We start from the raw sequence: 14343 nt of genomic DNA, 5'->3' as shown, positions 1-14343 counted from the left end.
GGGTGAAATTAGAGTCAAGTGAAGAACATTATGTTATTTATTTGTATTGCGCTACTATTTATTACAGCTTGTAGTAATAGTAAAGAACAGCCAGCTAAAGCAAAGGAAGAATTTAACGATAAGGAGAAGCTCCGATTATCTATTTGGTTACCAGAATGGCAAAATAAATCCGCCATGAAAGATGTAGAAAATTCTCAACTTGGATTACAAGATATACGTGTTTTTGGCGCATATTTTAATAGCAATGATGAACTATTGTTAACAGAAAATGCCGTAGATATGTTGCAAAAGACCAAGCAGCAATTTAATGATTCCCATCATGTGATCCTAACACTCATCAATGATTATGTAACAGAGAATGCTCCATCTGTTCAAAAGGATAGCACGCTTTTGCATAGATTATTGCAGGATTCCTCAGCAAGGCAAAAGCATATTGGAAATATTTTGCGGGTTGTGGAACAATATCAAGTAAATGGCATTGAGATTGATTATGAAAAGGTGGCTAAAGATGACCTTCAAAACTATATCCTATTTTTAGAAGAGCTTTACCAAGAGCTTTCCAAAAAGGATGTTACAGTGCATGTTGTACTCGAACCACGCTTTCCATTTGATGTGAAATTGCCAGATGGACCTCACTATACAGTAATGGCCTATAATGTTCATGGTTACCACAGTGGGCCAGGTGCTAAAGCTACTTTTTCTTTTCTAGATGATTTAGTAAAAAAAATGAAGAAGTCTAATCAAGATTTAGCTATCGCCTTTGCCACTGGAGGTTTTGATTGGGTAGCTCAGGGCAAAATAGTCGCTTTAACAGAGCTGGAGGCTGAACAATTACTAGCCGATAAAAAAGCAGCTAAGCAGCGTGATCAAGCAAGTGGAGCCGTTTATTTTTCATATGTAGATGACAATAATGTCAGCCATGAAGTTTGGTATGCTGATCAAGAAACGCTAGAAAAATGGGTTACTTACGTTCAAAAGAAAAGCTATCATGACGTTGTATTATGGCGTGCAGGAGGCTTAGGAGAGAAAACAATAGAATGGATTGCTGAGCAATCAACAGAATAATAAAAAAAATCGCCCAAAAGGCGATTTTTTTATTGGAATTGTGAAAGGCGAGAAAAAAAGTTTTTCACAAAGTCTAAGAAGATGATTTCTGATGGTGCAATTTCTCGATTTACGGGTGAAATAATACCAACAGTTCTAGGGATTGTAGGAGATTCAATAGGGACCTTGATGGTAAAGCGAGCTGCTGAATCATAAAGAGAGCTCTCTGGTAATAGACTAACACCTATGCCAGCGGCGACTAAGCCCTTTAGTGCATCCAAATCTTCTCCCTCTGAAATGACATTTGGTAAAAAGCCTGCAGCTCGACAAGCATCCATCGCTACCTTATGCAAAATGTAACCATCTGGAAATAATACGAATAAATCATTTTTCAACTCTGCAAGCTGTATGCTTTCTCTTTTAGCTAATGGATGATTGGCTGGTAGGAGTGCGGCAATATTTTCAGTAAACAGAATGGTTGATTGAATGGATTCGTCCTTCGGGGGCAGGGGTCCCAAAAAGGCGAGATTCAACTCCCGATTTTTAACTGCATCAATCAAAAATCGATAAGACCCTTGACGGAGTTGAAATTGTAAATCAGGATACTCGCGTTTAAAGGCTGAAATAACGGTTGGCAGAACATAGCTAGCTAAACTTGTTGGAAAGCCGATTTTAATTGAGCCCTTTGCAGGATCAAGATATTCTTCTACTTGCTTTGCTGCAAAATCGATGGCCTTTAATGCCGTAATGGTATGCTCAAGAAATGTCTTCCCTATTGGTGTTAATTTGACATTTCGTCCCACTCGTTCAAATAACGGAGTGCCTAACTCATCCTCAAGATTTGCGATTTGCCGACTAATGGCAGATTGGGCTACATGAAGATGCTCAGCAGCCTCTGAAATATGCTCACGTTCAGCAACCTCTACAAAATAGCGTAATTGACGTAACTCCACTAACATTTCACCTCTATTAATCTAAAAATAAGATTGATTATACCTTAATTATATATTATTTAAGATGAAAAATGACTGTTTATGTCAAAATAAAAATTATAAGCTGTTAGATGCATTTTTACTGTATCTAAAGGATATTTATGGGCATATCATCTAAATTAATGGAGAAATGGCAGAAATGTTGGATACAATCTACGTTTCTGTCTTTTCATTTACCTAAAATTACTTTCTTTTGAGGATACAATCCATTAATTTTTATAGCAAAATTTCTTTCTTCCAATATGAACTTAAATTGATTCCATTTTAATGAAATAGGTTATAGTATAGATATGTTGTTTATGCTAATTTGTCACAAAACCGCTACAATTAGCACTTTTCTCGAGGTTTTCACTATGTAGCTAGATGAAATCAATTCTCAATTAGGGAGATTTTATTGAAAATGAAGAAAGTCTATTCTCATTGTTTAGGTGAAGTAGTAATAATCTGAAAATGCTTACAAAGTCTTTATTTTTAAAGATTTTATTTAAGGAATGGGAAAGTAATTGAAATGGTTTGCATAGAGAACGATTTTCAGTTAAGATTAGAATGATGATAATTAAGGAATGGTTGACCCATTCACTGAACACTATGGAGGTATTTTCATGTCAACTTTAGTTATTAAAGATCTTCACGTTGCTATCGACGGAAAAGAGATTTTAAAAGGCGTAAATCTTACAATTAATACAAACGAAATTCACGCAATTATGGGACCAAACGGAACTGGTAAATCAACACTAGCTTCTGCTATTATGGGTCATCCAAAATATGAAGTAACTTCAGGTACTGTTGAGTTAGATGGCGAAGATGTGCTTGAAATGGAAGTAGACGAGCGTGCTCAAGCTGGTTTATTCCTAGCAATGCAATATCCATCTGAAATTGCTGGTGTTACAAATGCTGATTTCTTACGTTCAGCAATTAACGCGCGTCGTGAAGAAGGCGATGAAATTTCATTAATGAAATTTATCCGTGAATTAGATAAAAACATGGAATTCCTTGAAATGAACGAAGATATGGCTCAACGTTATTTAAATGAAGGTTTCTCTGGCGGGGAGAAAAAACGTAATGAGATTCTTCAATTAATGATGATCAAACCAACATTTGCAATCTTAGATGAAATTGACTCTGGTCTTGATATCGATGCATTGAAAGTTGTCTCAAAAGGCATCAACGCAATGCGCGGTGAAGGCTTTGGCTGCTTAATGATTACACACTATCAACGCCTATTAAACTACATTACACCAGACCATGTACACGTAATGATGCAAGGACGTGTTGTAAAATCAGGTGGTGCAGAGCTTGCACAACGCTTAGAAGCAGAAGGTTATGACTGGATTAAAAAAGAATTAGGAATCGAAGAAGAAACAGAAGAACAAGAAGCATAAGAAGGAGGACGAACTAGCATGACAGTGGAACTTAACTTGCCTGTAACAGTACAGGACGTGCGCTCGTTCTCAGAAGCAAATGGTGAACCTACTTGGTTTACAGAACTTCGCGCGGCAGCACTAGACAAAGTAGCTGGTTTAGATTTGCCAAAACCAGATAGAACGAATATTACAAAATGGGATTTCATGAACTTCCCAGTGTTGGCAGTTCATAGTGAGGCATTCCCTTCATTGGATGCTCTACCTGAAGAAGCAAAAGGTTTAATTGACCTTGAAGCACAAGAAAACCTATATATTCAACGTAATAATACACCAGCATATATTAAGGCATCACAAGAACTTGCTGATAAAGGTGTTATTTTTACTGATATTTTCACAGCAGTTCGTGAACATGGCGAACTTGTACAAAAATACTTTATGACAGAAGCTGTTAAAGTAGATGAGCATAAGTTAACAGCACTTCATACAGCACTTGTTAATGGTGGAGTGTTTGTATACGTACCAAAAAACGTGATCATTGAGCAACCACTTCAAGTTGTTTTCCTTAATGACAATGCGGAAGCTTCATTATATAACCATGTTTTAGTAGTAGCAGAAGCGAATTCAGCAGTAACATATGTGGAAACTTATGTTTCAACAGTTGAAGAGGCAAAAGGGCAAGCGAATATTATTGCGGAAGTCGTTGTTCAAGATAATGCACAGGTGACATATGGTGCAGTAGATGTCCTTGCAAAAGGATTTACGACATATGTTAATCGTCGTGCACGTTTAGCGCGTGACGCAAAAGTTGACTGGGCTCTTGGTCTAATGAATGATTCTGATACAATCTCTGAAAACATTACGCATTTGATTGGTGACGGTTCTCATGCAGATACAAAAACAGTCGTAGTTGGTCGTGGAGAACAAAAACTTAACTTCACTACTGAGGTTCGTCACTGGGGTAAAAACTCAAACGGGCATATCTTAAAGCATGGTGTAATGAAAGATGCAGCTCAGTCAATCTTTAACGGTATTGGCTATATCGAGCATGGTGCGACAAAAGCCGATGCACAACAAGAATCACGTGTATTAATGCTGTCAGAAAAAGCTCGTGGGGATGCAAACCCAATTTTATTAATTGACGAAGATGATGTAACAGCAGGACACGCAGCATCTGTTGGTCGAGTAGATCCATTACAGCTTTATTATTTAATGAGCCGTGGTATCTCGAAAGCAGAAGCAGAGCGCCTTGTTATCCATGGATTCCTTGCGCCAGTTGTTACGCAATTACCAATTGAAGGCGTTCAAAAGCAACTGACGGAGGTTATTGAAAGGAAAGTTCGCTAATGATGAATAAAGACATTAAAAGCTATTTCCCAATTTTAAATCAGGATGTAAATGGTCATAGACTTGTATATCTTGATAGTGCAGCGACGTCTCAGAAGCCTGTTCAAGTGATTGAAGCGATTAAAGCTTATTATGAATTTGATAATTCCAATGTTCACCGTGGCGTGCATACACTAGGAAACCGTGCAACAGATAAATATGAAGGTGCTCGTGAAAAGGTTCGTAAGTTTATTAATGCGCAATCCACACAGGAAATTATTTTTACGCGTGGTACAACAACCGCTTTAAATACAGTTGCGACAAGTTATGGTCGTGCAAATGTTGTTGAGGGTGATGAAATTGTCATTACTCATATGGAGCATCATTCCAATATTATTCCTTGGCAACAATTAGCCAAAGAAAAAAATGCAACTTTAAAATACATTGAGCTTGAAGCAGACGGCACTCTTAGCCTAGAGAAAGTACGTGCGACAGTCACACCTAAAACAAAAATTGTTTCGGTGTCTATGGCATCAAACGTACTTGGAACAATAAATCCAATTAAAGAAATTGCTCAAATTGCACATGCTAATGGTGCTGTCATGGTAGCCGATGGTGCACAAGCTGCGCCACATATGAAAATTGATGTGCAAGATTTGGATGTAGATTTCTTAGGTTTCTCAGGGCATAAAATGTGCGGACCAACTGGAATAGGTGTACTATATGGTAAAAAGGAACACCTTGAAAAGATGGAGCCAATTGAGTTTGGTGGCGAAATGATTGATTTTGTTGGGCTTTATGAGTCAACGTGGAAGGAATTACCGTGGAAATTTGAAGGTGGAACGCCTATTATTGCAGGTGCAATAGGTTTAGGAGCCGCTATTGATTTCTTAACTGATATCGGGTTAGATAACATTCTAGAGCATGAGCATAAGCTTGCAGGCTACGCAATGGATCAACTTGAAACAATTGACGGTTTGAAAATTTTTGGCCCACGTGACCCTATGAAGCGTTGTGGATTAGTAACATTTAATCTAGATGATGTACATCCACATGATGTGGCAACGGTGCTTGACATGAATGGTATTGCTGTTCGTGCAGGACATCATTGTGCACAGCCACTAATGAAATGTCTTCAGCAAGTAGCGACAGCACGAGCAAGCTTCTATCTGTACAATACAGAGGAGGATATTGACCGTTTAGTTGCAGGGTTACGTTCTGCGAAGGAGTATTTTGGCGATGTCTTTTAATAATTTAGATCAACTATATCGTTCAGTCATTATGGATCACTATAAAAATCCTCGTAATAAAGGATCTTTAGATGAGAATGCTGTAACGATCGATATGAATAATCCGACTTGTGGCGACCGTATTCACTTAACATTGAAAGTGACAGACGGTGTTGTAGAGGATGCAAAATTTGATGGTGAAGGCTGTTCTATTTCTATGTCCTCTGCATCAATGATGACACAGCTCATCAAAGGAAAAAAAGTAGAGGAAGCTATTGAGCTTTCTGATATTTTTTCTAAAATGATGATGGGTGAGGAGTACAGCGATAAATATGACCTTGAGGATGTTGAGGCACTGCAAGGTGTTTCACAATTCCCAGCACGAATTAAGTGTGCAACATTGGCTTGGAAAGCAATGGAAAAAGGTGTGAAATAAATCTTACTTCCTTGTTCTTGAGTGAAAGCTACTATGCCTTCACTCAAAGCAAGGGATGATTACCTAGAAAAATACATCTCAATGAACGGAGGAGAAACGATGGCTAAAAAAATGCCTGATATCGGCGATTACAAATACGGTTTCCATGACAAGGACGTATCAATTTTCCGTTCAAAACGCGGTTTAACTGAAGAAATCGTCCGTGAAATTTCAAATATGAAACAAGAGCCAGAATGGATGCTAGAATACCGTTTAAAAGCTCTTGAAACATTTTATACAAAACCGATGCCACAATGGGGTGGCGATCTTGGGGATTTAGATTTTGATGAAATTACGTACTATGTAAAACCATCAGAAGCTACTCAAAAATCATGGGATGAAGTACCTGATGAAATCAAAGCAACTTTTGATAAATTAGGTATCCCAGAAGCTGAACAAAAATATCTTGCAGGTGTATCTGCACAATATGAGTCTGAGGTAGTTTATCACAACATGAAAAAAGACCTTGAAGATCTTGGTATTGTCTTCAAAGATACTGACTCTGCTCTACGTGAAAACGAAGATATTTTCAAACAATATTGGGGCAAAGTGATTCCTTACACAGACAATAAATTTGCTGCTTTAAACTCAGCAGTATGGTCAGGTGGATCATTTATTTATGTGCCACCAGGTGTTAAAGTAGAAACACCGTTACAAGCTTACTTCCGTATTAACTCAGAAAATATGGGTCAATTCGAACGTACACTTATTATTGTAGATGAAGGCGCTCACGTACACTATGTTGAAGGTTGTACAGCTCCTGTTTACACAACAAACTCTTTACACTCAGCAGTTGTAGAAATTGTTGTTCGTAAAGATGCCTATTGCCGTTATACAACAATTCAAAACTGGGCGAACAATGTTTACAATCTTGTAACGAAACGTACAGTTGTAGAAGAAAACGGTACAATGGAATGGATTGATGGTAACATCGGTTCTAAATTAACAATGAAATACCCTGCATGTATCCTTAAAGGTGAAGGTGCTCGTGGTATGACATTATCGATTGCATTAGCAGGTAAAGGACAACATCAACATGCTGGCGCTAAAATGATCCATATGGCACCAAACACATCTTCAACAATCGTTTCTAAATCGATTGCTAAACAAGGTGGTAAGGTAACGTATATGGGACAAGTTCGTTTCGGTCCTAAAGCAAGTGGTGCACGTGCTAACATCGAATGTGATACGCTGATTATGGATAATCAATCGACTTCTGATACAATTCCTTATAACGAGATCTTTAATGATAATGTATCTTTAGAGCACGAAGCAAAAGTTTCAAAAGTATCTGAAGAACAATTATTCTATTTAATGTCTCGCGGAATTTCCGAAGAAGAAGCAACAGAAATGATCGTAATGGGCTTCATCGAGCCATTCACAAAAGAACTACCAATGGAATACGCAGTAGAAATGAACCGTCTGATTAAATTCGAGATGGAAGGTTCTATCGGTTAATTTATTAGCCACCCCTAGTCACAACATAAATTGTGACTAGGGGTTTTTTGTGTTTTTACGTCGTGAAAGAAAGTGGATAATTATAATATATCGAAATAGTACTGGATTTATTTAAGATTACATACTAAAATGATAATGAGAATCAATATCAATTAAAAAGGGGGAAGGTAAATCTAGAAGATGTGCAGTACTTCAATAAGCAAGATGAGATAGTTAATCATCATTCAAAGGAGAATAGGTAAATGAAAAAGAAGTTTTTATTTATTAGTTTCATAGCATTATTTATGCTCATTCTCGCCGCATGTGGAGAGAAGAAGGCAGTAGAAGAGGAATCTTCCACTGATACACCAAAAGAAGAAGAAGTGACACAGACAAAAGAAGAATCAACAAATGAAAATGGCACAAGAACGATTGAATATCTTGGTGAAAGCTATGAAGTGCCAGAAAAAGTTGAAAGAATTGTTGTAACAGGAGCTATGGAAGCAATGGAGGATATGGTTGTGCTGGATGTTCACCCAGTTGGAGCTATTGCTATTGGTGGCAAGTTCCCTGAGATCTATGCTTCTGTAACAGACAAAGCAGAATCTATTGGTGAGAAGATTAAACCAAACTTTGAAAAAATATTAGAATTAAATCCAGATGTCATTTTAGGGTCCACAAAGTTCCCAGAAGAGGTACAAAGTAAATTAGAGAAAATTGCACCTACAATTTTAGTTTCACATATTTCGACGAACTGGGAATCTAATTTGAATTTACTAGCAGAACTAACTGGTAAGCAAGCAGATGCTGAGAAGATCTTATCTACATATAAAGCTGATATTGAAGCTGCTAAGTCCACGTTAACTGAAAAACTACAAGATCAAAAAGTAGCGGCTATTCGTATTCGTGGGGGACAAGCGTATGTTTATCCAAAAGAAGTATTTTTAAATGCAGTTCTTTATGGAGAGCTTGGTTTAGCAGTACCTAATGAAGTTGCTAAAGCAAAATCTCAAGAGGCCATTTCTGTGGAACAGCTTGCAGATATGAATCCTGATTATTTATTTGTGCAGTTTTCAACAGATGAAAATGCGGACGCGCCGAATGCTTTAGAAGACTTTAAAAAGAATCCAATCATCCAAAATATTACTGCATTTAAAAATGACCAAGTATTTGTTAATGTACTAGATCCATTAATGGAAGGTGGCCCTGCATATAGCCGAATTAAGTTTTTAGAGGCTATTCAGCAAAATCTTGTGAAATAAACGTCGCCTGTTATAGTAGCATGAGTTCAATGGAATATGGACTCATGCTTTTTCTTTGGCATAATTAAGTGATAAAAGAAGGTATATTTTTTACATGATGTTTATTTGTAGTGACATACTGTGTGCTATGATTATGTACATAGAGGAGGATGTCACATGATTGTAGTAGGATTAACTGGTTGGGGCGATCACCCTTCACTTTATAGTGGAGTGACTACTTCAAAGGATAAATTATTTGATTACACAGGTCATTTTTTAACGGTTGAAGTAGATACTTCTTTTTATGCCATACCAGCCAAAGAGCATGTTCGGAAATGGTGTGAGGATACACCTGAAAACTTCCGTTTTGTTGTGAAAGCTTACCAAGGAATGACGGGTCATTTACGTGGAGAGATTCCCTTTGAATCAAAAAATGATATGTTCAATGCATTTATTGAATGTGCCAATGAATTTAAACGTTATGGAAAGCTAGCCATGGTATTAGCACAATTTCCACCATGGTTTGATTGCCAAGGAAAAAATGTGCAATATTTATTGTATATCCGACAGCAGTTAAAGGATTTTGAAGTAGCGATTGAATTTCGAAATCAAACATGGTATGCAGAAAATGTTGTCAAGCAGACGATAGATTTCTTACGAGAACATCAATTTATCCATACGATTTGTGATGAACCACAGGCTGGTGTAGGATCTGTTCCTTTCTACCCTGTAGTGACTGCAAATAAAGCGTTGATTCGTCTCCATGGTCGCAATATACATGGATGGCGGAACACAGGAAATGCAGAAAATTGGCGTAAAGTTCGCTTCTTATATGATTATAATAAAGAAGAATTACAGCAGCTTGGGGATAGCATGAAAAAGCTTGAACCAGAGGTCAATGAACTCTTCGTTTTATTTAATAATAATTCTGGTAATCATGCAGCGAAAAACGCAAAGGAGCTACAAGGTATGTTGAATATTAACGATGTCGGGTTGGCACCTAAACAATTAAACATGTTTGAAGGGGAACTATAATGGAGTTTATTTTATTAGTCATCATTGCCTTGCTTGCTGGTCTAATTGGCTCATTAGTTGGGCTAGGTGGTGGTGTAGTATTAGTACCAGCAACATTATACATCGGCTTAAATTTAGGAATGATCCCAGATATTACACCACAAAAAGTAGTCGGTTTATCAGTGGTGATGATGATTTTCACGGGACTTGCCTCCACGCTAAGCTATATGAAATCTAAAACGGTGGATTATAAAAGTGGTTTTATATTCTTTATTGGAAGTATTCCAGGAACAATCCTTGGCGCATGGGTCAATAAAGGATTAGATTTACCATCCTTTAATTTATATTTCGGTATTTTACTTATTATTTTATCGATTATTTTGCTTGTGAGAGACAAACTGAAGCCTGTAAAATGGTTTGTAAAAAATGGTATGCAGCAAGAGTTTACTGACTCTGAGGGAAAAACCTATGTATATGGCTATCCCATTTGGTTTGCTATTACATTAACATTTGGTATTGGCTTTGCTTCTGGTTTATTTGGAATAGGTGGCGGCTCCATGATCGTGCCAGCAATGATTATTTTATTCTTATTCCCCCCACATGTCGCGGTGGCAACATCGATGTTTATGGTATTTTTAACGTCCATTGTTAATTCTGCAAGCCATGTTTATTTCGGTCATGTACCCTGGCTTTATACTATTCCAGTTATTCCTGGTGCTTATGTTGGAGCAAAGCTGGGTGCTGCGTTAAATAAGAGGATTAAATCCGATACACTTGTACTAGCTTTAAGGATTATTCTATTATTACTAGGAATTCGATCTATTATAGAAGGCATATTAGCTTAATTTGAAGTGAGGTGGCTTTAATGCTTGAAAAGATCCATATTTTTCACACAAATGATTTGCATAGTCATTTTAAGTATTGGCCACGAATGCAAAGCTATGTGAAAGAAATGCGCAATAAATTAGGGAATATCGGGGAAACAAGCTATTTGTTTGATGTGGGAGATCATTTAGATCGTTCCAACATTTATACAGAAGCAACAGTTGGGAAAGGTAATGTGCGATTGCTAAATGAGGCGGGTTACGATGTGGTGACAATCGGCAACAATGAAGGTATTACATTATCCCATGAAGAGCTCTTCCACTTATATGACAATGCTAATTTTGATGTTGTGGTTGCAAATGTATATGCCTCCCACGGGAAGAAGCCAGCATGGATGAAGCCTTATGTAATCTTAACAACAGCAATGGGTACGAAGATTGGCGTCATTGCAGCCACGGCCATGTTTGAAGTATATTATGAAGAATTAAATTGGCATATGGACGACGCTAGAAGTACACTGCTACGTTTAGCGCATCAACTACGTGAAGAAGTAGACATTGTTGTATGCTTATCCCATTTAGGCATTACAGAGGATGAGCTCTTAGCGGATGAGTGTCCAGAAATTGATGTTATATTCGGCTCTCATACTCATCATGTCCTACCAGAGGGCAAAGTGATTAATGGGGTTTTACTGACAGGTGGAGGTAAGTTTGGCCAATATACTGGACATCTTATCATAGAATATGATAAAAAATTGAGGGAAATTGTTGAAAAAAAGGATACTTTAATTCATAATAAGGATTTGCCAATTGTTAAAAATGAACAGAAAGTGGTACAGTTTTTGGAGGATGAAGGAAATAGAATATTGGATACTCCAGTTTTTACAACAAAGAAAGCCTACAACAAGGAATGGTTCCATTATTCACAGCTATCTGATTTATTTGCACATGCAATTTTGGAAAAAAGCGGAGCGGACTGTGCATTATTCAATGCAGGAATATTTTTAGATGGTCTTCCTAAGGGAATAGTGACTGCCTTAGATTTGCACCGAATTTTTCCACATCCAATTAATTTATGTACAATTGAATTATCCGTCGCTGAAATGAAAGAAATTTATATGCAATCCAAAAATGAAGAATGGCCCTATATCGAACTAAAAGGATTAGGGTTTAGAGGCGTCATTTTTGGAAAAATATTGACATATGGATTTTCCATGAATGAAAATCGGCAATTATTAATTAATGGTAAGCTAGCAGATCAAAATCACATTTATAAACTGGTCACATTGGATCTGTTTACATTTGGTTATTTTTATCCAAGTTTTAAATATGCAAAAAAACAATATATTTTACCTGAATTTTTACGAAACATTATGATAGATTATGGTCAAAGATTCTTTAAACAATAGAGAGAGTTTAAAGAATGGAATGGGGAAGAAGTCATGCGATTAATTTCAATCGATGTATTAAAAGAAGGAATGGTATTAGGAAGAACCATTTGGAATGAGGCAGGTCATCCGCTTTTAAAGAAAGATGTTGTCATTAATGACCGTATTATTCAAAGACTTCAACAGTTAAATACACATTATTTATATATTGACGATGAGATTTCTGAGGGAATAGAAGTAGAAGAGACCGTTCCACCTGCTATGCGAAATAAAGTCATCAAAACTATAAAGGATTCGTTCCAGTCCATTGATGGTTTGAATCCAGTAAATGCTTCTTATATATTAGATCAGCAATCAAAGACAATTGTTTCGATCGTAGATGAATTACTTTCTGCAGTTACTGGAAATAATGAAATTCTAACCATTTTAACAGATGCTTATTTATTTGATGAATATTTATATCAACACTCTTTCCAAGTGACATTGTATTCTATTGCCATTGCCAAAGAACTTGGCTACTCTGCTGAGGATTTACGTTTGATCGGGATAGGTGCATTATTACACGATGTCGGTAAACTAATGGTACCGAAAGATATTTTAACAAAGCCAGGACGTTTAACGAATGATGAGTTTGAAATGATGAAGATGCATGCTCGTTACGGTTTTGATTTATTACGGAATTTACATTCAATCTCTCTGCTTGTGGCGCACTGTGCTTTCCAACACCATGAACGTATTGATGGAAGTGGCTATCCAAGAGGACTTGTTGACTTTGAAATTCATCCATTTGCCAAGATAATTGGTGTTGCAGATGTTTTTGATGCGGTGACAACGAATCGTGTATACCGGGAGAAGATGCTCCCTTCACAAGGACTAGCTATTGTTGAAGCTGGCTCGGGCACTCTTTATGATGCTCGAATTGTAAAAGCTTTAAAAAGAGCTGTTGTTCATTATCCAAATGGTGTTATTTTAAAATTATCAGATGGACGCCGTGGGATTGTATCTAGACAAAACACGTTGGATGCGGCATTACCATGGATTCGTATTTTTGAAGAACAAGATCAATTGCTCGCAGCTACATATGAAATTAATTTAGTGGATTATCCTGATGTAACAATTGAAAATGTTGAGACGGATTATGTGGTTCCCGCAAAAGTAGAATAAATTACTCCTCCTGTTCATACGTTATGGAACAGGAGGAGATTTTTTTGTTTTTCCCTCGAAAAAGAATGAAATTACGCTCATATGGTAGAAGGGGAATGCGTCTTAATAAATTAACGATTTTAATTGTTAGTATGGTTGTTTGCCTTATATTATTTATTTATTATTTAAATGAACGGCTCATGCCAACCTATTTGCAATATGCGGAAGTGCAAACTACGAAGATTGCCTCATATGTTGTGAGTAAAGCCATTAATTCACGTACCTCTAATGTATTAGATGTAAATGATATCATTGAAGATATTCCTCCAGGTACGTCTGAAATGATGACGACTAAGTTTAATACAGAAATCATTAATCGTGTTCGAGCAGAGACATTAGAGCTTGTTAAAATGTATTTGGAGCAAGCTGAACAGGGAGAGCTATCCCATTTACCTGAATTAGATAATGTTGAATATGATATTAACAGGATCCAAGATGGTGATGGCATTGTCTTTTTTGTACCGCTTGGTCAAGCAGCCAATATTCCCTTGCTTGGAAATTTGGGGCCAAAGATCCCGATTCGCTTCCATGTGATTGGGAATGTTCATAGTAATGTGACATCCTCTATTCAAGAATTTGGAATCAATAGTGCTTATGTGGAGGTAGGTATTCATTTAGAGGTAAATGTTCAGATTATTGTTCCTTTCGCTAGTAAGTCTTCTACCGTTGCCCAGGATATACCTGTAGCGATGGGTCTAACAAGGGGACCTGTTCCAAACATTTATACCAATAGTAGTGACGCGCCACAACCGTCCATAGAAATACCTGTCCCTTATAAATAGAAATGTTTGTTGTGATAGTTGTTGGAG

13 protein-coding genes are annotated in these 14343 nt (G+C 37.1%); 12 read left to right on the top strand and 1 reads right to left on the bottom strand.

The window, feature by feature from the left end:
- The first annotated feature begins 18 nt into the window (after positions 1 to 18).
- Positions 19 to 1065, top strand: coding sequence for a glycosyl hydrolase family 18 protein (locus HXV90_RS18095; protein ID WP_269897705.1), 1047 nt, complete (start codon positions 19 to 21; stop codon positions 1063 to 1065).
- 29 nt (positions 1066 to 1094) lie between these two features.
- On the opposite strand, the gene HXV90_RS18090 is transcribed toward HXV90_RS18095, so the two are convergent.
- Positions 1095 to 1997, bottom strand: coding sequence for a glutamate biosynthesis transcriptional regulator GltC (locus HXV90_RS18090; RefSeq protein ID WP_048394390.1), 903 nt, complete (start codon positions 1995 to 1997; stop codon positions 1095 to 1097).
- A gap of 641 nt (positions 1998 to 2638) precedes the next feature.
- Here HXV90_RS18090 and sufC point away from each other — a divergent pair.
- The 11 genes from sufC to yunB all read left to right on the top strand — a co-directional run bounded on the left by sufC (position 2639) and on the right by yunB (position 14316).
- Positions 2639 to 3418, top strand: coding sequence for a Fe-S cluster assembly ATPase SufC (gene sufC / locus HXV90_RS18085; RefSeq protein ID WP_016994918.1), 780 nt, complete (start codon positions 2639 to 2641; stop codon positions 3416 to 3418).
- An 18-nt stretch (positions 3419 to 3436) separates the two neighbouring features.
- Entirely contained in the window at positions 3437 to 4744 is a 1308-nt protein-coding gene (gene sufD / locus HXV90_RS18080) for a Fe-S cluster assembly protein SufD (RefSeq protein WP_048394394.1), read from the top strand.
- The gene (locus HXV90_RS18075) at positions 4744 to 5973 is read left to right on the top strand and encodes a cysteine desulfurase (RefSeq protein ID WP_048394396.1); all 1230 of its coding nucleotides are present in this window, start codon (positions 4744 to 4746) and stop codon (positions 5971 to 5973) included. The genes sufD and HXV90_RS18075 overlap by 1 nt, the downstream gene beginning before the upstream one ends.
- A complete protein-coding gene (sufU, locus tag HXV90_RS18070) occupies positions 5963 to 6388 on the top strand; it encodes a Fe-S cluster assembly sulfur transfer protein SufU (protein WP_016993621.1) in 426 nt (141 codons plus the stop codon). The genes HXV90_RS18075 and sufU overlap by 11 nt, the downstream gene beginning before the upstream one ends.
- 99 nt (positions 6389 to 6487) lie before the next feature.
- Positions 6488 to 7885, top strand: coding sequence for a Fe-S cluster assembly protein SufB (gene sufB / locus HXV90_RS18065; RefSeq protein WP_016993620.1), 1398 nt, complete (start codon positions 6488 to 6490; stop codon positions 7883 to 7885).
- Between the two features lie 242 nt (positions 7886 to 8127).
- A complete protein-coding gene (locus HXV90_RS18060; protein WP_257962015.1) occupies positions 8128 to 9126 on the top strand; it encodes an ABC transporter substrate-binding protein in 999 nt (332 codons plus the stop codon).
- A 156-nt stretch (positions 9127 to 9282) separates the two neighbouring features.
- On the top strand, positions 9283 to 10140 hold the full coding sequence (locus tag HXV90_RS18055; RefSeq protein ID WP_054549447.1) for a DUF72 domain-containing protein: 858 nt from the start codon (positions 9283 to 9285) through the stop codon (positions 10138 to 10140).
- The gene (locus tag HXV90_RS18050) at positions 10140 to 10964 is read left to right on the top strand and encodes a sulfite exporter TauE/SafE family protein (protein WP_054549446.1); all 825 of its coding nucleotides are present in this window, start codon (positions 10140 to 10142) and stop codon (positions 10962 to 10964) included. The genes HXV90_RS18055 and HXV90_RS18050 overlap by 1 nt, the downstream gene beginning before the upstream one ends.
- A 20-nt stretch (positions 10965 to 10984) precedes the next feature.
- Positions 10985 to 12352, top strand: a complete 1368-nt coding sequence (locus HXV90_RS18045) for a bifunctional metallophosphatase/5'-nucleotidase (protein ID WP_269897704.1) — start codon at positions 10985 to 10987, stop codon at positions 12350 to 12352.
- 33 nt (positions 12353 to 12385) lie between these two features.
- A complete protein-coding gene (locus HXV90_RS18040) occupies positions 12386 to 13495 on the top strand; it encodes an HD-GYP domain-containing protein (protein WP_066038192.1) in 1110 nt (369 codons plus the stop codon).
- 23 nt (positions 13496 to 13518) lie between these two features.
- Positions 13519 to 14316 carry a sporulation protein YunB gene (gene yunB, locus HXV90_RS18035; RefSeq protein ID WP_048394406.1) on the top strand — a complete coding sequence of 266 codons (798 nt, stop codon included), beginning with the start codon at positions 13519 to 13521 and terminating at the stop codon, positions 14314 to 14316.
- Positions 14317 to 14343: the final 27 nt, after the last annotated feature.

This window comes from Lysinibacillus sp. JK80 (genome assembly GCF_027557635.1).
Classification (GTDB): Bacteria; Bacillota; Bacilli; order Bacillales_A; family Planococcaceae; genus Lysinibacillus; species Lysinibacillus capsici.
The sequence above is the reverse complement of the archived record's forward strand: the minus strand, read 5'-3'. Positions and strand labels throughout refer to the sequence as shown.